Source organism: Vibrio sp. 1CM2L (assembly GCF_023161695.1).
Taxonomy (GTDB): Bacteria; Pseudomonadota; Gammaproteobacteria; order Enterobacterales; family Vibrionaceae; genus Vibrio; species Vibrio coralliirubri.
The window spans coordinates 497998-519612 of record NZ_JALNTT010000001.1 but is presented as its reverse complement, the minus strand read 5'-3'; the positions used below and the strand labels follow the sequence as shown (position 1 = coordinate 519612).

Below are 21615 nucleotides of genomic sequence, written 5' to 3'. Positions count from 1 at the left end.
AATTACAGAATTACAGAATTACAGAATTACAGAGTGACATGCCATTACTCTGTACAAACTTGATTACGGCCGTTGGCTTTAGCTCGGTATAGAGCTTTATCGGCACGGTAGAAGGTGCGTTGAGTATTCTCTCCGTCACGATGCAAAGTGATACCAATACTCACGGTCAAACCGCGCTCCCCAAGTATCTCATGCCAACCGAATTGGAAGATGCGCTCTCGATAATTTTCAGAGTGCATTTCCGCTTTAGGAAGATCAGTGTTCTCTAGAATGACGAGGAACTCTTCTCCACCAAATCTGACACACGACGCGCCTCTAAACTTAAAGTATGAGCGCAGCTCTTGAGACACACTAACAATCGCTTTATCACCCACTAAGTGACTCAGTTCATCATTGATAGACTTGAAGTGGTCAATATCAATAACCATCAGCGCGAAAGAGGTATCGTGCAGCAGCATGTCTTTCAGTTTCACATCTAACCAGCGGCGGTTGTGCAACCCTGTTAATGGATCTGTGAATACGTCTTGTTGAAGCTGAGCCACCGCATTCTTGTGTTGTTCGGTTGTCTCTTTGAGCTCTTTGTTCTCTTGTTCAGAGAGAATGAGTTTTAGTTGTAACTCAAAACGAGACAGTCGGCGTAGCTGGCTTGCACCGAGTTCACTGATCGGGATCTGCTTCATCAGATCGGTTTCAATTCGGTAGCCTTTTTTCTCATAGCTTAGCGCTTCTTGAAAACGCCCTTGATTCATACACACATCACTCAGCGAATCGTAGAATCGCTTTGCAAGTACTGGCGACGAGTAGGCTTTCACGCGTTTGTCTGTGCTCGACAAAATCATGCTCGCGTAGTCTTGCTTGCCGGTTGCACTTAGGCAATGTGCTAGCTCTAGACGAGTCATGGTTGCAAGCCAGCTTGCTTGAGTGCTGTTGGCTGGGTATTGAACTTTAGACAGACAGCGTAGCGCTTCATGGTGTTTTTTCTTAGCGCGCAGCACCTTTGCTTGGTAAAGCAATATTTGAGCTGTGAGCAACTTGTCACTCACCAAAATACTCAGTTCTTCGCACTCATTCAGTAAATCGCTGGCTGCAGTAATGCGATTGAGTAGAAGCAAGCTTGCTACCATATGCAGCTTGAATTTAAGGCGAAGTGAGCGACTGCTTATCGCATGGTCTATGCTGCTGATTTTTTGATAGTAGCGAAGGGCTCTGTTGTGATCGCCATAGGAATCACACAGGTTCCCCATGCCTAAAATGGCTAATACATATTCATCGATATGGCCGTGTTCAACCGCGATTGTCGATGAACTGACGAATTCATTGAGTGCTGAGGTGTAATCACCAATTTCAACTAAGCGGTCACTTAGGCTGGTTTTGACTGTCAGAATGTCTTCGACATCGGCAGGAAGGTGGAGCAGATCGAGTGCTCGTCTCAACTCTTCGATACTGGTTTGATTTTGTTGTAACTCAGCACGGTATTCAGAGCTAATGATATAGCAGTGTGCTTGCTCTGTTTGCGTTGTCGAAACGTGCTGACGAATGTGGTTCCAGAAGATGATCGCTTCTTCACCTGATACTGATGAAGGGTCTAAACCGGCGTCTGTGATCTTGCTTAATAGAGTTTCCATTATTCTATTACCTCAGCATGGTCTTCTTCGAGTTGTTCAAGCGTGAACGGGAACGTTAAAATATCATTGAGGCTGACGGTTGGTTTCGAACCTTTTAATCCTTTTCTATGCCAAGGATAGATATCGAGCATGGTGCTGAGAGTTTGGAAGGTTTGCTCTGCGGCTTCGCCTTTCTCGGAAAGCATAAGAGCCACACGTTCAGAGCTTAGCCTTGCGATGAAGTCATTCTGGTTACATAAAGCATGAGCAAGCTCGGTACAGACATCTAAGTAATCAGTATCGACATGATGGAACATAATGATGCTGTGGTTTGAGCGTTTAAGCTCTGTCTTAAATAGCACCAACTTTTCCCACCAAAAGGTTTCAGAGACAACGTAAGAGAGGTGCTTTTCAGGATCGTACTCGTGCTGACCGCGAATACGGTTAATCAGTTTTCGTGCTCTCTGTTCAAGCTGGCGTTTCGAACTGCGCGCTTTATCTAACCCAACACGTGTTGTTTGCTCTTTGAGCATGCCGATAGAATATTGACGGTACTTTTTAAATGCGACGAGTGCGGCTTGGAAGTCTTGGTTTTCTTCCGCCACCAAGGATTGTTGGTAACAGATTTGGCTCAGCAACTCCCCATTATCGAACTCGTTTGCAGACTGTTCTGCGAGCCTGAGTAATTCCGCCGCTTGTTCTGGCCTTTTTCTCAAGAGCTCTAATCTAGCTCGGCTGATGTATGAGTGCGCCTTCATCCAAACTAGGTTGTGTTCAACGGCCAGATTGTGCGCTTTGGCTGTGGCGCGCTCTGCGTCATCTAAGCGTTCAAGACCAAGTAGGGCAAGGCCTCGGAAGTCCCACACCTCAGCATGCCAAGTGTTATCTTTATGGTCTTTTAATGCTTCTTCTGCGCCGTCCAATACCGACAGCATTTCAACATAGTTGTTGAGCAGGTAGTAATCCCAAGCGAGCAGTATTCTGGCTTTGCCCTCTAACCAACCAATGCGGCTGTTGTTAGCCACTTTCACGGCAAGCTGGTGGGTTGAACGTGCAAGTTTATATTCGTGGGTCATTCGCCAAATATTGCCAAGGCCAATGAGGCATTCAATTTGAATTTCGACTTCATCAACCAATGCGGACTGTTCTAAGGCATTGATCCAGAACTGTTGGGCGGAGTAATACTTGGCTTGTCCCCAGAACTGGAGCGCGTGTAAATGGAGGATTTCAGGGAGAAAAAGGTCGGTATCTAATCGGATTTGGCGCTTGTAGGCTTCCTTGATGTATTTTAAACCTTTTTGGTAATCCATCAGGTTCCAGCTACACCTTGCCATTAGCATCAATGACTGGATGACACCCTCTTCAAACAGAACTTGCTCTGATCGGACTAGGCATTGTTGGGCAATCTCTAGGATCACCGATGGCTCAGAGTCGACACGAGTTTTGAGTTTTTCTAATTCTGTTTCAAGAAGGTACTGATTTTTGTCCAAGACTTAGATCCATGATTATCGAACATATTGATAACACAATCATTATAAGAGTGTAATTTGAGATAAGCACCAATTATCTTTCGTAGAGCGTCAAAGGAACATCGATCTTTTCTAATTATGGGTGTTACCTCATATTGTCGCTTTAAAATCAATGAGTTCCCGAATAATTACCTAGAGGCTTTGTTGCTATGAAAGTAGTTGCTTTAGAGTTAATGGCAGCTCCGCTACGCCTAAGCGTTGTGCTGCCGTGAGCCCTTGCTTATCTTGGTAGCACAGATTGTGCCAAGCTCTAAATATGTCGAGCAATGGAAGAATGCCCCCAGGACGAAGCTTACGTCTGGGCTCATTAATAAAGCTATCAAATAACAGCTGAAAGCGCTGTTGATAGAACTTAGTTTGTTGAATTGAGGCCGTGTTAAACCACTGTTTTGGTTCTGGATTGTTACCGGTTAGGTAGCAGATACCTTTCTGGTTATCACCCTGATTCGCAATAGCCCAACGATCTCGCCACCAACTCATGTGAACGATGTCGATCTTTTCAAAACTTTGATCGTCTTGCCAGCCAGAATCTTCTTCGACATACATAAGGTCAATATTTTGACTCTGAATGCGCGGCAAACATACGCTTAAAGCGGCAGATCTTAGTAATGGATCTTGTGGCATATAGATGGCGACATGCTTGTCTTCGTTACACATATCCAACACATGTAAGAAGTGAGCATAAGAGGTATAAGGCGGTCGAATGAGTGCACCCTTTGAAGGGTAGCTAAATGTGGTGAGGTTACCCATAGGGTCCTCAACGTTACCTCTCGCAAGAATTACTTGGTACTGCTGTTCAATGCGCTCTTTTAGTTTGTCTGAGGGCTGAGGCAGTTCGAGGTTCGCTTCTGAAGAGTGCTCTTTGGATACAAATCGTGCCACATCATCATAAGGGTTGTGGTCGACGTTTCCTGATGGTTCTTCATTTTGAGAGTAGTTAACGTGTTGGCAAAGTATATAGCCAGAATGCGCCTCGCCTGTCGCTATCCACACCACACCGTTGTTACTTTGTGGTTGCAGACGCTGGTAGTGAGATGCGAATTCGTAATCTTTCGCATGGTTAACCCATCGTGCATCGATCATCGCTAATTTACGACGACAACGGCTCGCGATATGGTCAACATGATCATAGAAAGTCTTTGGGTTGATCTCTAATTTTCGGCAGATTTCACGTACGGAATAGCCCATGAACAGTAAGCCCATGAGGTTCTCTTGAAATTGGAGTTTTTTATTGGATCCAGACCATTTATCAACGAAGGTTGATTGGCAGTCTTTGCATCGATAACGCTGCCTGTCGCCACTGTAGCCGAAGGCATGATAAAGATGTTTGTGGGTATGAACCGATAAGCCGAAATTATCGCAGTCATCATTACGACAAGCAGGAAGCCCATCGCTGTGAAGTTGTCTTAGGCGATGAAGTTCGCTTAACACTTCACGATTGTTAAGTAAGGGGGGGAAAGCTCCACATTCACGACAAACCATCGCTGGACGCTTAGGGTTCGCGTGTTGCAAAACATACCGTTTTGCATCGCTCAAGCCAAAGTTGTCACACGCCAATGTTTTACAAAAGTTGAGTTGCAAACCATCCGCATCTTTTGGCAGCTTGTCGTTAGACACGATCTCCCCCTCGGGATTATTTGAGCAGCCAAGCGAGCCTGGCTGCGGGGTAACGCTTTTCAATGTATCTTTTATCAAATCGTTAGATGTTGATTGCTGTCTCTAGAGCAACTTTCATCATGTCGTTGAAAGATTTTTGACGCTCTTCAGAACTTAGTTTTTCACCACGGATGATGTGGTCAGATACTGTTAGGATAGTTAGTGCTTTAGCACCAAGGTCTGCAGCAACGCCGTAGATACCAGCCGCTTCCATATCAACACCTAGGATGCCTAGCTTTTCCATTTTTTCGAAAAGGTCAGCTTCTGGAGTGTAGAAAAGGTCTGCAGAGAATACGTTACCAACTTTAACTGGAACTTCTTGTGCACGTGCTTGGTTTACTGCTTCTTCTAGAAGACCGAAATCAGCGATAGCAGCGAAGTCGTGGTTGTTGAAACGAATGCGGTTTACTTTTGAGTCAGTAGATGCACCCATGCCGATAACAACGTCCATTAGTTTAACGTCGTCACGTACCGCGCCACAGCTACCTACACGAATAACGTTTTTCACGCCGAACTCAGCGATTAGCTCGTGTACGTAGATGCAGCATGATGGGATACCCATACCGTGGCCCATTACAGAAACTTTCTTACCCTTGTAAGTGCCTGTGTAGCCAAACATGTTGCGAACGTCACAAACTTGCTTCACGTCATCAAGGAATGTTTCTGCAATGTATTTTGCGCGAAGCGGGTCGCCCGGCATAAGTACTGTTTCTGCGAAATCACCAGCTTGAGCATTAATATGAGGTGTAGCCATGGTCGTTCTCCAAAGTTTAAACGGTAATTATAGGAACAGGATTTAATCAATTACCGATTCTGTTGAATTGAATTCGTTTTGTTGAGGCAATATTAGCGAGTTAGAACGTGGCTCCATGAGACTTTAGTCACAAAACAGGTCCGTCATTATAGTTTTATTAATATTGATAACCAAATCTGTTGAAAGCGTAAAGGCAATCGATTTTGTATGGGTTAATTGCAAGCGAATGAGAGGAAAAGGCTTACATATAAACTTGTTGCCTATCAGTTTCGAGACAACAATACGTTGTAGAGACGTTTGATCAGAGATAATCTAAACTTTGATAAAAGACAAACCAAGGATTTGTATGTCGCATTGCGCTAACTCGACGCCTTTACCGTCAATGAAAACACGACTTCACAGGGCGGTGTCGCTTGTTGTAAGAACTACTTTGCTTGCCAGCGGGATAGCTTCATCGTGGGTGTCTGCTGCAACCTTTGAATTGCCACCAACAGAAAGCCGCATTGTGGGCAGAATCCAACAACATGAAGTGGCGGCGGGCGAAACCTTAGCCATTATTGCCAAGCAATACGATATTGGTTTTCTCTCTCTAATGGCAGCCAACAAAGGGGTGGATCCTTTTCTTCCCGCGGAAGGCTATGTGTTAAGCATTCCAAGCCGCTTGATTCTGCCAGACACCCCAAGAAAGGGGATCGTCATCAATCTTGCTGAGTTAAGGTTGTACTATTTCGAGCCTGAGAAAAATCAGGTGCATGTTTTCCCTGTCGGTATCGGTCGAGTGGGGCGCGATACTCCCGAGATGATCACCAAGATAAGCCAAAAAAGACCGAATCCAACATGGACGCCACCAAATTCAATCCGCAAAGAGTATCTTGAAAAAGGCATTGAATTACCGAGAGTGGTTCCCGCTGGGCCGGAAAATCCATTGGGTGAGTACGCTCTGAGGCTTGCTTATGGCGCTGGCGACTATTTGATCCATGGTACAAACAAAGACTTCGGGATAGGTTTACGAGTTAGCTCTGGTTGTATCCGAATGGAACCTAAAGACATTGAGTGGCTATTTGAGCAAGTGAACCGTGGTGAACAGGTCACTATTATCAATGAGCCTATCAAGGTGTCGTTAGAGCCAGATAGAAGTGTGTTTGTTGAAGCGCACGAACCATTAACTCGAAGTGATGGTTCGAAGAAATCATTACAGATCCCTGTGGAACTAAAATGGTGGCTTGAAGACGCAGAACTGCCAAATTCAAAGGCGAAAGCGGTTATCTTTGCTCAAAACGGCGTGCCTGTAGAGATAGCACCACCTGTGATTGAGTTTTAATTCGACTGCTTCTTCTGTAACAAGGGGCGTTTTATCTTTTCTCTACTCGAATCAATACCTTCTACTCGAATTGGTATCGCCCAAAAAAAGCACCACATTCGTTAAGAAGTGGTGCTGTCTATATACTGCTTTTTGCGACTTATTTAATCTACAGCTTAATCGCGATTAGATCTCAAACTACTTAGTGTAAGACTCAGCGATGTTATCGATGCGTTCGTTAGCACGATCCGCTTCTTCTTTCGCTGCCATAGCGGCTGCTTCTGCTTCTTGAGCCTTCATTTCTGCTGCTGCTTTGTCACTCTTAAGTGCTTCAACTTCGCTTGTAAGTTGAGCCACTTGGTTAGTTAGTTGATCCATTTCTGACACTGCAGCTTCTTCTGGCTCTGAAGAACAACCGGCTAGAATGAAAACTGATGCTGCAGCTGCGATTAACGTCTTATTCATAAGAACTCCTTGCTTATTTATCATCAAAAGATGCGCTATACATTCTTTATCATATAGTCGCTTCATTAATGATTGTAGCGACTAATTTTTTAACTGCAAAAACAATAACTAAAGAAATTGCTAAATTTTTGAGGTAATTAGCTAAGTATCACGTTGTGTCTCATTTATGAGATGAAGGATTTAGAGACGACTTGAAGGTGTTTTTGGAGAGCTATCCCTTTGCTAGCAATGCATACAATGTTCTAGCTAAAGATAGATTAAGGGATAAATTTACTGTGATCTCTATCCTTATAAAGTACTTTCGCGGTATCATGTCACGTTAAATTAATTTTATTCAATACCATCATGACTGGAGAGTCCTTTGCACTTTAAAGATTTAGGCTTAGATAACCGCTTACTGAAGAACTTAAAACATTACGACTTCAAGAAGGCGACAGAGATCCAATCAAAAGCGATCCCTGTTGCTATTGCTGGTAAGGATCTATTGGCTTCATCAAAAACGGGATCAGGAAAAACATTGGCGTTTGTGTTGCCAATGATACATAAAGCATTAAAAACAAAAGCGTTTTCTGCTAAAGATCCTCGTGGTGTAATTTTGGCTCCTACTCGTGAGCTAGCGAAGCAAGTTTACGGCGAACTGCGTAGCATGCTTGGTGGTCTGTCTTATGAAGCGGCGCTTATCTTAGGTGGTGAGAACTTTAACGATCAAGTTAAAGCATTGCGTAAGTACCCTCGCTTTATCGTAGCGACGCCAGGTCGTCTTGCTGACCACCTAGAGCACCGCTCATTGTTCCTTGATGGTGTTGAAACGCTAATCCTTGATGAAGCAGACCGTATGCTTGATCTTGGTTTTGCTCCAGAACTGCGTCGTATTGCAAACGCAGCTAAGCACCGTCGTCGTCAAACTCTAATGTTCTCTGCAACGCTTGATCACGCGGAAGTGAACGGCATTGCCAATGAAATGCTAGACGCACCTAAGCGCATCTCGGTGGGTGTTTCTAACGAGCAGCACCTTGATATCACCCAGAAATTCTACCTATGTGATCACCTAGATCACAAAGAAGCGATTCTAGACCGTGTATTAGAAGAAGCTGAATACCGTCAGGTTATGATCTTCACAGCCACTCGTGCTGATACTGATCGCCTAACGGATAAGCTAAATGAGAAGAAGCTTAAAGCCGTTGCACTGAGCGGTAACTTAAACCAAACGCAGCGTAATGCGATCATGAGTCAGTTTGAGCGTGCGGTTTACAAGATTTTGGTAACAACCGATGTTGCTTCTCGTGGTATCGATATTCCAAACGTAAGCCACGTAATCAACTTTGATATGCCGAAGCACACCGAAGAGTACGTCCACCGAGTTGGTCGTACTGGCCGTGCAGGTAATAAAGGCGATGCAATCTCTTTGGTTGGTCCAAAAGACTGGGACAGCTTCAAGCGTGTTGAGCTTTACCTTCAACAAGATCTTGCTTTCTCTGTGCTTGAAGGCCTAAAAGGTAAGTTCAAAGGTATTAAGCCTCGTAAACCTGCGTTTGCTAAAGGCGGTCCTGCGAAGAAGAAAACCAACACTCAAGCGAAGAAAACGCCGAAGAAACCAGTTAAGCGCGATAAGAGCTTCCACCAGAATGTGGCAGTGGGTGATACAGTGTTTATCCCTAAGAAAAAAGTTGCGCCAAAAACTGACGACGAGTAATCGACAGCCAGCTAAAAGCGTTTGTTTGTAAAACTGACATAAATAAAAACCGCCATTATTAGGCGGTTTTTTTGTATCTGACTTTTGTGCCTAAGAGGTGCTGCCTCAGGTTACGGAGTTGCTCTAAAGGCTTTAGAAATCAAATGTTGAGAATGAAAAAGCTAGGATATGGTCGGCAATGTATTTGTGTGTGGCGGTGGTTGGGTGCGTCACGCCCCAGAATACATAACTGTCTGAACCATAGATCGCACAATCATTAGTTAAGCTGTGGCTTCTTAAATAGTCTGCGGCTGAGCTTCGATTGATATTAAGACAAGCATCACTCGCGTTTCGAAAGCCATGTTGTTCTGGGTTATCGGTAATGCTGGCGAACAACGCACTTGCATCGAACAACACCACGTTTTTCCCCATACCTTGGTAATACTCGGCTTGAGCTTTGATGAACTGGTTAAATTCTAAGATCTTGCCACGAACTTTTATGATCTCTTGTTCGGCAGAGTATTTGAATTGAGGGGCTTTGGTTGCATCGGGTAAGGTGAACAGCAAGATATTGTTCGCACCGGATTCCGTTAAGCGGATCAGCGCGCTGCTAAAGTCAGCTTTTACATCGGCGACTTCTCGGTTGTAATTCATGAAGTCATTGAGGCCAAACTCGAGAGTAAACAGTGAGTTTTCTGGGCGATAGTTTTTGGCAACTTTCATGTAGGTCAGATAAGAGGTGACTTGATCATAAACACCAGTCAATGCCACGTATTGGTTGGTGCCTGCGGCGCCACCCACAGCCCAGTTATACAGAGGAACATCTTTCGCTTTTGCTAAGTACTCAGTCCAGACTAAACCATTCGAAAAGTGCCCTAAAAACCACGAATCTGAGTTCGGGAAAACCCATTGAGAGCCATTAAATAGGTTACCAGTGTCGGACAGGCTATCACCAAAGGTGACAATACGGTTGATGCTACTGGCTTGAAAAGCGTTGTCGTTGGTCCAGATTGAGTGGTTGTAAGAGAAGCGATTGTCTGCCGCAAAATAGGTGATGTCGGCGGCGTCATGTTGGATGTCGAGCGTCTGTTCGCAACGCTGTTTGATTTCAGATTGAGGCGCATCACTGTAGAACATGTTTTTGAAAGAAACAGAAGACCACCAATATCCGTTGATCGTGTAGTAATCACCATTCTCTTTCTTTGCCCACTTCCAGTCGGTGGCCGGAGAGTCATGAGAGGCATCGGTTCGATACCAACATCTAACATATGAATAGGTCTCTGAGCCTTGTGTACTGAGTACTTGTGCAGATGTAATCGATTCAGGTGTTGGTATTGAGTCTTCTGCGGCATAAGCGCCAAAAGGCAGGGCTAACGTGAGTATTAAAGCCGTATTTTTCATCACTGTATTCTCTTTTATATTTAGATGAGCCAAACAAAAACGTTGTTGCTTGTTTCTTGCTGATAACTGGATAAGTAAATAACTGGTACGACCTATATCTAAAATCAATAATTAACGTCAATGTATTCAGGTTTGTGGTGTGTCGTTAATGGCATAAGTATCAAGTTTTCAACGAGTTTGTGGTTGAAAAATACCTGCTTCCAAACGGTTATTTGTCGAAAAATTTTGGTTTATTGAGAATGTGGAATTGATATTTGAGTCAGGATATTGAATGAGTAATCTCATTAAACTTAACTAAATGTTAATTTAATCAATTACTTATGGTTTTGGTTTTTCTTCTGATTCTGTTTGCCTGATGTTCATCGCACCTGTTTAATTCAAGTTCGCCATCACAAATATCAAATCGTTACTTTCTGTTTTATAAAATCATCATCTACGGTTCTTTTACTCATCAGAGGTCTAATCTGTTTAAGGAAAGAGCATTGAAAAAGATATTAATTTGGACGATAGCCTGCCTATCCAGTTTTGGCATATATGCCGGAACGAGCGCATCAGCATTAGAAGTCAGCGGATACACTGAAACGAAATACCCCATTATGTTGGTACATGGTCTGTTTGGTTTCGATACACTAGCGGGCGTCGACTATTTCTATGGCGTGCCAGAATCCCTAACCAAAGATGGCGCGAGCGTATACATCGCTCAGGTCTCTGCAACCAACAGTTCTGAGATCCGTGGTGAACAGTTACTCAGTCAAGTTGAAACGCTGCTAGCTGCAACAGGAGCAAGTAAGGTGAATCTGGTTGGTCACAGCCACGGGGGGCCTACGGCTCGTTATGTTGCGTCGGTTCGACCGGATCTTGTGGCTTCAGTGACCAGTATTGGTGGTGTGCATAAAGGTTCTAAGGTTGCTGATCTCGTTCGAGGGAACGTATCTGAAGGCTCTGTCACAGAAGGTATTGCGGTTAAATTAGCAGGTGGATTAACGACACTGATTAACCTTTTATCTGGTGGAACGGATCTCGACCAAGACGGACTCGCTTCTCTTGAAGCATTGACCACAGAAGGCTCGCTAGCATTCAACGAGTTTTATCCTGAGGGTGTTCCGACGTCTGAGTGTGGTGATGGTGAGTGGCAAGCAAGTAACGGCGTTTATTACTATTCATGGACAGGGTCTTCCACTTTTACCAACCTTCTTGATCCTACCGACGGAGCGATGACAATCCTAGGTTTAGCTTTCAATGAACCTAATGACGGGTTAGTAGGAGCATGCAGCGCCCATTTGGGCAAAGTGATTGGTGATGATTACAAAATGAACCACCTAGATGAGATCAATGGGTTATTGGGAATTCACCACTTGTTTGAGACCGATCCTGTGACTCTATATCGTCAGCATGCGAATCGATTGAAGTTGGCTGGCTTGTAGTCTGCAAAGCCGTTTAATAAGAAAACAAGGAAAGTATGATGAAAAAGACCGCCATTTTGTCGATAACCACGATAGCCCTGATGAGTACGGCGGCGGTCTTTTTATATCTAAATAATCAAGATACACATACTGACGACGAACAACGCGTCTCCGCATTGAAAGTTGCCTCTCAGAAAGATACCGACATCGATAACGCATCAGCCAAAGACATGATGGAATACTTCGTGTCCGGTAATACCGAACTAACACTTGAAGATATTCGCGACAATGTGGCAAAACACCATGAGCAATCACAAGCTACGATTGTCGATGAAGCACTGTTTGCCAAGTATCTTGAGTACAAGTCGGCACTGATATCGTTGGACGTGCAGTTAGATACCACATCCATTTCCGTTGATGATCTACGTGCACTCAATCAAGCGCTCCTTGACCTTCAAGCTCAGTTCTTCAATGAAAGCGAGATAAGTATTCTGTTTACGCACGACAACAGAATGAGAGAAATCGCCTTAGAAAAGTTACTTCTGAAACAGGAGGGATTAGAGGATGAAGAATACCAACAAAGACTTGAATCCTATTTATCTGAGCAACCTGATTATGTTCAGTCGAGTCACCAGAATCAGGTGTTACTCCAACAACTCTCTAGCTCTGAAGGTCTCGATGAACAGGGTAAATACCTAAAGAGAAGCGAACTTGTTGGTGAAGAAGCAACCCAAAGACTTGAAGCACTTGATAAACAAAGAGCGGCCTTTGAAGACTCTTTTGAGGTCTACTTGGCAGAACGAAATGATGTTTTGAAAGATTCATTCCTATCAGAAACCGAACAACAAGAGAAGATTGCGCAACTTAGGACTGAACATTTCCCACCAGAACAGCTTAGAAGGGTAGAAGCGATTGAAAGAATTCGAGCTAATGAAACTAAACAGTAAAGTCATTTAGTTTAATTAAGTAAACGATTGCTTATTCTGTAATATGGTAAATTATTGCTTATAGTCAAAACTATCAACTGGTTTTCTTCTTCTGAATAAACATAAATATTCCATAGTAATACAAGAGCAATTCATAATTAATTGACGTATCTATCGTGATTAATATCACATATTTATGTAAATGATAATTGATCTCATTATCGTTTGGGTGCAGTATACGCGAAATTTATTAAATTAGCGTATGGATTTGTTGAGTTTATGAAAGTGTTTGTGTTGTTAGCTTTTACTCTTTTACTGATGGGGACGGTCAGTGCTTCCGATCAGCTCTCTTGGCTTAGAGATGATTCCCGTAGCGCGAGCAACGTACTCAACTATCTTAATCAACAAAATAATAAAACTCAGCAGTATCAAGAACGTATTCGGTTATTGAGTGAATCCTTGCAAGACAATTGGCAGGACAATCGCCCAGAGAGAGCTGACAAACCGTGGTTTGAAATTGGTGGGTATGAGTATGCGATCCTCAATCACAATGGTGAAAGAGTTTTATTGTCCCGATTGGTTGGGAATGAAGAATCAACGCAGCTACTTAACCTTGACGATCGATCTACCGATCTTGATTACTATCAGTTAGCTGGCTGGGCATTAAACTCAACAAGAACACAGCTTGCGATCGCCGAAGATGTCAAAGGATCTGAACAGTACCGAGTCAGTGTTGTTGATCTTAAAACTCGTCAAGTTACCCCAATCGCGCGGAATGTAGACAGTACGCTTACGTGGTCGAAAGACGATCAATCTCTGTATTTGGTTCAACTTGAGCAACAAACTTCGAGACCTTATGCGCTAACGCAATACTTCTTAGACCAGTCAGAGCCAAATCAATTAATTGAAGAACCAGATTCTGCGTGGTTACTGTCGTACTACCTTTCAAGTGATACGCAATTTGCTATCGTTCAGGCAAACAATGAAGATTCAAGTGAGCAACGCCTGTTAAATCTTGATACCGGCGAAATCTCTAAACCTTTCTTACCTCGCAGAACTGGCGTGGAGTACTACGTTGATGTTGTTGGCTCTCGTTTATTCTCGAACAGTAATCATGCTCGCAAGGGATTTGCCTTTTACTCGGTAGCGCTTAATCAAGCATCAAAAATAGATAATTGGAATGCTGTTTTTAAACCGAGTGATGAATCTAGAATCAGTAACTTTCATCTGTTTGAGTCTGGGCCTGTGATCATCACCCAGACTGGTGCGTCTCAATTCTTACAATTCTTCGATAACGACGGACGTCATCGTTCAAGACAGCTGATAGCAGAACCAGGTCAAGTTGCTTGGGTAAGCCAAGTAGGTGACTACCAAAGTAACAAACTGCACATTCGAAGCATGTCTTTAACTCAGCCAGCGAAGTGGGAGCGGCTGAATACTGACACTCTAAAAAGAGAGCTCTTTTCTCAAGATCACTACCCTGAATATCAAAAATCTAACTATTATTCCGAGCAAGTCATCGTCAACTCTGGCGGGGTAGCGATCCCAGTAACTTTGGCGTATCGCAAGGATAAGCTCACGAAGGATACACCTCTGTTTTTGTACGGGTACGGGGCCTACGGAATGACGATGAAGCCTTACTTTATGCCCCAAATCATTAGCCTACTTGATGAGGGCGTGATTTATGCAATTGCACATGTTCGCGGTGGCGGCTTTTATGGTGACGCTTGGTACCAAGCAGGAAAAGGGGTCAAAAAAGAGAATGCTATCTCGGATTTCATTGCTGTAGCTCGAGATTTGACGACATACGATCAAGGTAGACGCCCAATTTACGCTATGGGTGGAAGCGCTGGTGGCACTCTTGTTGCCGCAGCATTAAATCAGGCTCCTGACTTGTTTAATGGTGCAGTCCTTAAAGTCCCCTTTGTCGATGTCGTGAACAGCATGTCTGATTCTGTAATACCTCTAACGACTCAGCAGTATGGTGAGTGGGGTAATCCAAATATTGCCGATGAATTGAAGGTAATGCAGCAATACGACCCTTATCTGAATATTAGCGAACAAAACTACCCACCAATATTGATTCAGGTTGGCCTCAATGACCGCCGAGTTCCCTATTGGGAAGGAGCTAAGTATTACGCAAAACTTAGCGAACTAACGACCGGGAGCGGGCCTTATTTATTGTCGACAAACTTTACTCAAGGGCACTCGGCAGACAGGCGACGATCGCAATCGCAACAAGCGTTTGAGTACGCATTTCTTTTATCACTTATCCCAAAAGACATTAAAGCGGAGCAGTAAATGAAGCTTTCCCCCCTATCAGCGGCAGTACTGAGTGTACTTGCTGCCAACCCCGTGCACGCCGAATCTGAGGTTTATCACTTTGAAGAAGTGATCGTAACAGCGAATAAAATAGAACAGCCACTATCCGAAGTCGCTGGGTCAGTGGCTGTGATCACTGGTGAAGAACTAGAGAAAAAGGGTGTAACAGAGCTTTATGATGCAATAAAGAGCGAGCCGGGAGTTAGTGTTTCTGGGGGAGCGGGGCGACCTCAAAACATCACTATCCGCGGAATGACAGGTAACCGTATCTTGATTGTGAAAGACGGAATCAAGTCTGCTGATGGCTTTGGTGCCAATGACATCAATGACAAGATTGGGCGTAACTCGTTTGATATGTCTAACCTAGAAAGTATTGAGGTTATAAAAGGGGCGAGTTCGTCTGTATTTGGCTCAGGTGCTATTGGTGGTGTGGTGGTGGTTCGGACTAAAAAGCCGGGGGACTATTTAGAGGACAAAGATTTCTATAGTGATGTCTCTGCAACCTATACCGGTATCAGTAATAAATATAAAGGTGCAACAAACCTCGCCTTCCGTTCGGGAAAATTCGAAAGCTTGGTTAATCTTTCTTATTGGGAAGGTGAAGAAACACGAAATTTTGATGAAGACTTATATAACCGAGACATAGATGGTGTCGGTGGTGGTTACACCTTGAACTACTGGTCAAGTGATGCCTTGATGCTTAAAGGGAATGTTGAGTACTACAAAGAGAATCTAAGTCGAAAAGAAGGTACCTCTAAGATCCAAAAAGACGGTAAGTGGGACACTGAAGATTTTGACCAACAGTCTTATACTGAGACGTTTTCTGCGTATGCGGGCTTTGAGTATCTGCCCCTAAATTCTTGGTTTGAGGAGTTAGATGCCAAGATATATTGGCGTGATATGACTAATGAGGACACAACGAATCGTTTGATGTCTCGAACCAACAACAACGTTTCCGAGCTTCGTAGAACGATTGATGTTCGTGGTTTCACGGATCAACTTCTTGGTGCTAACGCCGATTTTATTAGCGCATTCCAACATCAAAACATGATCCATACCTTGTCTTATGGCATGAGCATGGAAACCAACCTCCATGAGCGTCCAAGTCAATCTTCTGTTTTAGACTGGAACGGAGTGTCACTTAACGCGGATGTCCCTTTTGCTCTAGCTCGCTCGTATAACTTTGCTGCATTTGTTCGTGATGCGATTGAAATTGATCAGTGGACGGTGACGGCAGGTGCCCGTTTCGATTTACACCAGTTGAAACCTGAGTCACAGAGCACGATCAATGGCTACGAAGTGAAGGAACAAAGCTCTAGCGAGTTCTCACCTAGCTTATCGGTGAGTTATCAGTTAACAGAATCACTCAACACATACCTTTCGTACAACCACGGCTTTAGAGCTCCGGGTTATGACAAAATTTATGGTTATCAAAATCATGATTTTGTCCCAATTACCCCATTTGTCATTGTGCCTAATATGGACCTAGAGGCCGAAACCAGTGATTCGTTTGAGCTAGGTAGTAAGTTTGATAATGGCCAAACTCAGTTATACGCCGCCGTTTTCTATCAGAAGTTCGATAATTTTATCGACGTTAAACAGATCACGTTTGTACCTGACTCAAATACAGGCAACTACTACAAGCAGTATCAAAACGTAAATGGAGTCGAGACGTACGGCATCGAAGCTTCAATTGCGCATCGTTTGAGTGACTTTTGGAGTGTGAGTACCAAAGTCGGTTTTGTTGATGGTGAAGATGAGGATGGAGAAAAAGTTCGCACATTAACCCCTTGGGAAGGCAATGCCGAGGTGACTTATGACGACAACATGTTCTCCGCTTACGCGATGGTTAATTGGGCTCAAGCTATGGACAGCGTACCTCAGTGTGAAGATGATTTAGGTATCGTTACTGACTGTGCGACGACCTCTGGCTGGGCAAGTGTCGACTTGGGAGTCAGTTACTCTTGGAACTTTGGCTTGGATGTTAGTGCCAATGTGATGAATCTATTCGACAAAGAATATATCCGATACCAAGACGTTGCGGGTATTGCGGACAGCAATAAAATTTACTCCACAGAACCTGGCCGCTACTTCACCGTTAACGCCAAGTATGCGTTTTAAGGAGGGCATATGAAAAAGAGTCCTCTATACATCGCTTTGTTCTTGGTTTCAGCAGCCAGTAGCGCTGCCGAGTGGGATTACCCAATTGATAATACTGTTGTGACAACGCAACAGGAAGCCAAAGCCTATTTAGAACAAGCTTACCCTGAGGTTGGTAAGTTTAGGTTTCGTTATGAAACTCAGTCTAAGTTGGGGCACCACTACAACTTCGATGTATTGATCGAAGGCGAGTACCAACAACAGAAGTCGGTGGTGTTATCAACCAACATAGACGAGCAGGTTTCGCGAGTCTTCAGGAGTCTGGAAAATACCGTATTACTCAATGGAATTCCGACAACGGCAGCTGAGCTTGAAGTTCCTCGTTTACTAGAAGCTGAGCGAGCGCCAAGCTTAAGCAGCGGGCAAGTGGTTTCGACGCATGTAAATGTATTCAGTCCAGATTTGAGAACTATGGACAAAGCTGCACCACCAGAATCTTTACTCACCGATGTTAGCCAATACCCGAGTCTTCCACATTATGTACAAACTGATGTGGAGGTTTTGAACCACAGCGATGGTATCTACCTTACCAATGATCGTGTCTCTCAGGTTGATGCAGCTGCCTTATATTCGATTGATACTGACTCGGGTGCTGTAACGAACCGTGATGCTTCAAATTTCCTCGCAGCTGAAGGTGTCGCTAAGTTTACTGACCTAGCTGAACTACAAAATGTAGATTGGCAAGATACACGATTCCCGCAATTAATGGTTTTCGCTCACCTTGATCAATCTTTGCGTTATATCAGCAACTTGGGCTTCGATCTGTTTGAAGAGCCACTTGAGTTCGATGGCAGAGGTTTATCCGCAGATAACTCGACCTATTACTATGGCCCCAAAGCCGCTTTGTTTGGTATCGGTGGAGGATCTCCTGATGCACTAGATGGTGATGTGATCCTGCATGAGCTGGGGCATGGGATTCATTATCACATAGTAAAAGATTGGGCTTATGGTCATACCGGCGCAATCGGTGAAGGTTTTGGTGATTACTGGGCGGGTAGTTTTAGCTTTCGTACTCAATATGAAAATACTCAAACTCGTGGACAAGAGTTCGAGATCGATACCGTCTTTAACTGGGATGGTTACTTCGGGGTCAGGAATACCACTCGTAGCCTATGGAACCAAAGAGCACGTTACTTTAGACAAGCGGAATATCGCCCTCATGAAAGCGTTGCGGGTGAGCTAGGTGATGAGCTTTGGTCAACGCCTTTGTTCCAGGCTCTGAAAGCATCGGTTGAACAATATGGTGAGCTCGCTTTTAAAGAGTTCGATTCAATTGTACTCGAATCTATGTACGGGGTTGGTCGTGGGTTGAAAATGCACGACCTAGCTGAGAGCACGCTGTTTGTGGCTCAAAAACTGTATCCAAATCGCGATTATGCCGAAATATTGAAGCAAAAATTTGATGTGCATGGGCTGGTAATAGAGCCGTTTAAGGTTGAAGTTGCTAGCCGCTATGTTGATCCAGAAAAAGCGCTAGCGATCGAGTTGTATCCCACGCTCAGACAGGCACAGGTCGACGGTCAGGTCAAAATATCGACATTAACACAGCCATTCGTTAGCGATCCGGTTAACCAGCTGTTGATAGAGGCAAAACTTCCTACTGGTGAGGTTTGTGGTTCGTCAGTCATCATGAATACGAGCGTCGATTATCAATACAGCGACGCTTTGAAATCACAAAACTGGCAGCATAATTTGTCACTTGTTTATGGGTTACCTGTCCTCGAATCCGATATCAAAGAAATGAACGGCTATCTTCCAGACAGCAGATTGAGCTCAACAAATCAGCCGATCGTTGGGTTTAAAACATTTAATTACACCCTAAATGGAGCGGTTCAAACGGCAGACGAAAATTTCGGAGTGTACCTAGAGATCGATCACCCTCGATTGAGTGATTTAGTGGTCACCTTGATTTCACCTAGAGGGACACGGATAGATTTACTGAACCATAAATCGACGCGATTTTCTGGCTTTGATGGTTACTTCACACTCAAGCATGACTCGATTCTAGATTCGTTTAAGGGGGAGTCTATTAACGGATCTTGGCGCTTAGAAGTTGCCGATTATGTGAATGGTGAAACTGGGCACTTAAAACGTTGGGGTCTTGGCACTATTTCAAAATACGAGTGTGGTGAAACAACCACATCACCAAAAGAACCAGTCGTTGCCAGCGGTTCGTCTGGTGGCTCGGCTTCACCTATGTTGATTCTATTCATGTCCTTGCTCTCGTTCGGCAGGTCATTTACTACGCGTTACTTGTCTTTAGTGGCAAGGCTCTTTAAAAACAAAACAAGAAGATAACTCTATGAAACCTCAATTGACAATTTTGGCCATCTCTTTGGCTCTTGCTGGCTGCGGTGGTTCGGGCGGTTCCGATACCTCTGCATCTGCAGCTCCAACCTATACCGTGTCAGGTACAGTGACAGCACAGAATGTAGATTTGCAAAGTAAGGTCTGTGCAGACATAAATCAAAACTACATGTGTGACAGCGGAGAGCCTAGTTCAACAGCTAACGCGAATGGTGAATTTAGTATTACCAGTACTAAAAAATCGATTTTATCGGTGCCTTTGTTAGCACAAGTCGATACGGGGATTGCTGCAAATAGTACAAGTGGTTCTGCATCTTCTTACGCTTACATAGCGGCACCTGGTTTACAAAAAAACGCTGGGAATGAGATCAATGGTATTAGCTCATTACTGGCTGGTTATGTTGCGGATGGATTGACGGTTACTGAGGCCAACAGCAAGTTAAAAGCGCAGTTGGCGAAAAGTGGCATCTCCATTTCTGGTGACATACAAGATGATTTATCTGCGTCTGAGCTCGCGAGTTTGGAGCAAAATATTGTATCAACAATTAAGGCGTTTAAGCACTCGAATCGTGCATTCATGCTCGCTCAGTTGAGTGCGAAGTTTGATAAGAGTGCGGCTGATTATGTCAATGGAGTACTGACTAATGAAGAGGTTGTCGCTTTTGCAAACTTCTTAGAGGGTGAATTGAAAGCTGCGACAGCATTGAATGATACCGGTGTCATACGTTACTTCTCTGATATTGATGACACACAAGATGTGGCAGAACCACAGAGCTCATTCCCCGGTCAAGATGCAGAGTATGGTTTTGATAAAACCGAGTTGAATTCGAACACTGGCAATGGTTTTCAGTTCGCGAAGTTGGATGCTAATGGTCAGGTGCTTGCCGATGATGCAGCACAGTGGTCTTGCGTTTTGGATCAACGCAGTGGCTTGATTTGGGAATCGAAAACGGATGATGAAAACTCGATTCAACACAAAGACCGCTTATTAGCCCTTGAACTACCTGGAGTAGTAACGCCTTACGATCAGGATGTTGATCTAGCAACGTGTAAGACCAAAGGCGATCAAGTTTGTACGACCCAAGATTACGTGGAGCACATTAACTCAATTAACTTATGTGGAAAATCTGACTGGCGTTTACCAACATTTCATGAATTTTATAATCTACTCGACTTTGGTGAGACAGAAACCAACTCGGATGGTAAGGCTTACGGTTTAACTTATAAGTACTTCCCCCACCAAACGGCTGGGATCGACTACACAAGCTATATAGGGTCGGTATGGAATCAATCCATTATTTATAATCAGTACAGTAATACTGCCGTTGATGGGGGCTTCTATTACAACGAAATTGGCACCCTTGGCGGCGATCGTGGATACATCAGTTCTCTCGAAATTTACTCTGGCGATGTTGATTCTTCAGACAATTACGATTCATACCAATTTCCAGCTCGTTTAGTTTCACTACAAGGTAAATAGCGATGAAAAATTTATTAACCATTACTTTGATTGGTCTATTTTCTGCGGGTGCAATAGCACAAGAGTGCAGCTTGAATATCGAAAAATCAGCTCCAAGTACGCGTTACATTGCGAATGATAATGGGACGTTTAGCGATGAACTGACTGGATTAACGTGGATGCGTTGTCAACTAGGTAAAACTTGGGATACGAAGACATTAGCTTGTAGTGGACCTGCTGAAACGTACCATTGGCAAAGTGCGCTCTCCATGGTTGAATCAATTAATGACCAGAGTGGTAGCCATGTGTTACATCAGTTTGCAGGCGTAAAAGAATGGCGCATGCCAAACATCAAAGAGTTGGTATCATTAAAAGAGGTGGCTTGTCACTCTCCAGCAATAAGTCACAAGGTGTTCGGTGATACGTTTAACGTTGAAGTCGGAAACTTAGCTTCATTTATTTGGAGCTCAACGCCTGCAGGTGGTGGACAGAGCGTGATGACGTTTGATTCGATTAATGGTGAGGTTTACCAGTACAACGCTGCACAATATAAATTTAGCGTCTTATTAGTTGCAGAATAATTTAATGGAAATGTTCTGAATAAAAAGGCCGTGGTTCTCCACGGCCTTTTAGGTTTTGGTATTTAGGTCTTAACTT

General features: G+C 43.9%; 15 protein-coding genes. 9 read left to right on the top strand and 6 right to left on the bottom strand.

What is annotated here, in order from left to right:
* Nucleotides 1–44 precede the first annotated feature (44 nt).
* The 4 genes from MSG34_RS02160 to deoD all read right to left on the bottom strand — a co-directional run bounded on the left by MSG34_RS02160 (nucleotide 45) and on the right by deoD (nucleotide 5543).
* Complete coding sequence (locus MSG34_RS02160; RefSeq protein WP_248336152.1) at nucleotides 45–1625, bottom strand: GGDEF domain-containing protein; 1581 nt, start codon at nucleotides 1623–1625, stop codon at nucleotides 45–47.
* A complete protein-coding gene (locus MSG34_RS02155; RefSeq protein ID WP_248336151.1) occupies nucleotides 1625–3094 on the bottom strand; it encodes a hypothetical protein in 1470 nt (489 codons plus the stop codon). The genes MSG34_RS02160 and MSG34_RS02155 overlap by 1 nt, the downstream gene beginning before the upstream one ends.
* Nucleotides 3095–3280: 186 nt before the next feature.
* Nucleotides 3281–4750 carry a lactate dehydrogenase gene (locus MSG34_RS02150; RefSeq protein WP_048610586.1) on the bottom strand — a complete coding sequence of 490 codons (1470 nt, stop codon included), beginning with the start codon at nucleotides 4748–4750 and terminating at the stop codon, nucleotides 3281–3283.
* An 82-nt stretch (nucleotides 4751–4832) separates the two neighbouring features.
* Nucleotides 4833–5543, bottom strand: coding sequence for a purine-nucleoside phosphorylase (gene deoD, locus MSG34_RS02145; RefSeq protein ID WP_017061880.1), 711 nt, complete (start codon nucleotides 5541–5543; stop codon nucleotides 4833–4835).
* Between the two features lie 346 nt (nucleotides 5544–5889).
* On the opposite strand from deoD, the gene MSG34_RS02140 reads away from it, so the two are divergent.
* The gene (locus tag MSG34_RS02140) at nucleotides 5890–6864 is read left to right on the top strand and encodes a L,D-transpeptidase family protein (protein ID WP_048609811.1); all 975 of its coding nucleotides are present in this window, start codon (nucleotides 5890–5892) and stop codon (nucleotides 6862–6864) included.
* Nucleotides 6865–7041: 177 nt separating this feature from the next.
* Here the strand turns inward: MSG34_RS02140 and MSG34_RS02135 are convergent, their stop codons facing one another.
* A complete protein-coding gene (locus MSG34_RS02135) occupies nucleotides 7042–7308 on the bottom strand; it encodes an Lpp/OprI family alanine-zipper lipoprotein (RefSeq protein ID WP_017061882.1) in 267 nt (88 codons plus the stop codon).
* Nucleotides 7309–7669: 361 nt separating this feature from the next.
* Here MSG34_RS02135 and MSG34_RS02130 point away from each other — a divergent pair, with 361 nt between their 5' ends.
* Nucleotides 7670–9001, top strand: a complete 1332-nt coding sequence (locus MSG34_RS02130; RefSeq protein ID WP_248336150.1) for a DEAD/DEAH box helicase — start codon at nucleotides 7670–7672, stop codon at nucleotides 8999–9001.
* 132 nt (nucleotides 9002–9133) lie between these two features.
* On the opposite strand, the gene MSG34_RS02125 is transcribed toward MSG34_RS02130, so the two are convergent.
* The gene (locus MSG34_RS02125; RefSeq protein WP_248336500.1) at nucleotides 9134–10381 is read right to left on the bottom strand and encodes an SGNH/GDSL hydrolase family protein; all 1248 of its coding nucleotides are present in this window, start codon (nucleotides 10379–10381) and stop codon (nucleotides 9134–9136) included.
* A gap of 482 nt (nucleotides 10382–10863) precedes the next feature.
* Between MSG34_RS02125 and MSG34_RS02120 the strand changes: the two genes are divergently transcribed.
* The 7 genes from MSG34_RS02120 (at nucleotide 10864) to MSG34_RS02090 (ending at nucleotide 21539) form a co-directional block, all read left to right on the top strand.
* The gene (locus tag MSG34_RS02120) at nucleotides 10864–11805 is read left to right on the top strand and encodes a triacylglycerol lipase (protein WP_248336149.1); all 942 of its coding nucleotides are present in this window, start codon (nucleotides 10864–10866) and stop codon (nucleotides 11803–11805) included.
* Nucleotides 11806–11843: 38 nt separating this feature from the next.
* A complete protein-coding gene (locus tag MSG34_RS02115) occupies nucleotides 11844–12731 on the top strand; it encodes a lipase secretion chaperone (protein ID WP_050632817.1) in 888 nt (295 codons plus the stop codon).
* Between the two features lie 258 nt (nucleotides 12732–12989).
* The gene (locus MSG34_RS02110) at nucleotides 12990–15011 is read left to right on the top strand and encodes a prolyl oligopeptidase family serine peptidase (protein WP_122081236.1); all 2022 of its coding nucleotides are present in this window, start codon (nucleotides 12990–12992) and stop codon (nucleotides 15009–15011) included.
* Nucleotides 15012–17153 carry a TonB-dependent hemoglobin/transferrin/lactoferrin family receptor gene (locus tag MSG34_RS02105; RefSeq protein WP_248336148.1) on the top strand — a complete coding sequence of 714 codons (2142 nt, stop codon included), beginning with the start codon at nucleotides 15012–15014 and terminating at the stop codon, nucleotides 17151–17153. It abuts the gene before it with no gap.
* Between the two features lie 9 nt (nucleotides 17154–17162).
* Nucleotides 17163–19490: a proprotein convertase P-domain-containing protein gene (locus tag MSG34_RS02100; protein WP_122081234.1), complete on the top strand. Its 2328-nt coding sequence runs from the start codon at nucleotides 17163–17165 to the stop codon at nucleotides 19488–19490.
* 4 nt (nucleotides 19491–19494) lie between these two features.
* Nucleotides 19495–20979, top strand: a complete 1485-nt coding sequence (locus tag MSG34_RS02095; RefSeq protein WP_122081233.1) for a DUF1566 domain-containing protein — start codon at nucleotides 19495–19497, stop codon at nucleotides 20977–20979.
* A gap of 2 nt (nucleotides 20980–20981) precedes the next feature.
* Nucleotides 20982–21539, top strand: a complete 558-nt coding sequence (locus MSG34_RS02090; protein ID WP_050643358.1) for a DUF1566 domain-containing protein — start codon at nucleotides 20982–20984, stop codon at nucleotides 21537–21539.
* Nucleotides 21540–21615: the final 76 nt, after the last annotated feature.

Bases quoted from the DNA above. Each gene is read 5' to 3' on its own strand.
- MSG34_RS02100 (WP_122081234.1), top strand. From the start codon at position 17,163: ATGAAAAAGAGTCCTCTATACATCGCTTTGTTCTTGGTTTCAGCAGCC.
- MSG34_RS02105 (WP_248336148.1), top strand. From the start codon at position 15,012: ATGAAGCTTTCCCCCCTATCAGCGGCAGTACTGAGTGTACTTGCTGCC.
- MSG34_RS02140 (WP_048609811.1), top strand. From the start codon at position 5,890: ATGTCGCATTGCGCTAACTCGACGCCTTTACCGTCAATGAAAACACGA.
- deoD (WP_017061880.1), bottom strand. From the start codon at position 5,543: ATGGCTACACCTCATATTAATGCTCAAGCTGGTGATTTCGCAGAAACA.
- MSG34_RS02110 (WP_122081236.1), top strand. From the start codon at position 12,990: ATGAAAGTGTTTGTGTTGTTAGCTTTTACTCTTTTACTGATGGGGACG.
- MSG34_RS02095 (WP_122081233.1), top strand. From the start codon at position 19,495: ATGAAACCTCAATTGACAATTTTGGCCATCTCTTTGGCTCTTGCTGGC.
- MSG34_RS02090 (WP_050643358.1), top strand. From the start codon at position 20,982: ATGAAAAATTTATTAACCATTACTTTGATTGGTCTATTTTCTGCGGGT.
- MSG34_RS02160 (WP_248336152.1), bottom strand. From the start codon at position 1,625: ATGGAAACTCTATTAAGCAAGATCACAGACGCCGGTTTAGACCCTTCA.
- MSG34_RS02135 (WP_017061882.1), bottom strand. From the start codon at position 7,308: ATGAATAAGACGTTAATCGCAGCTGCAGCATCAGTTTTCATTCTAGCC.
- MSG34_RS02125 (WP_248336500.1), bottom strand. From the start codon at position 10,381: ATGAAAAATACGGCTTTAATACTCACGTTAGCCCTGCCTTTTGGCGCT.
- MSG34_RS02115 (WP_050632817.1), top strand. From the start codon at position 11,844: ATGAAAAAGACCGCCATTTTGTCGATAACCACGATAGCCCTGATGAGT.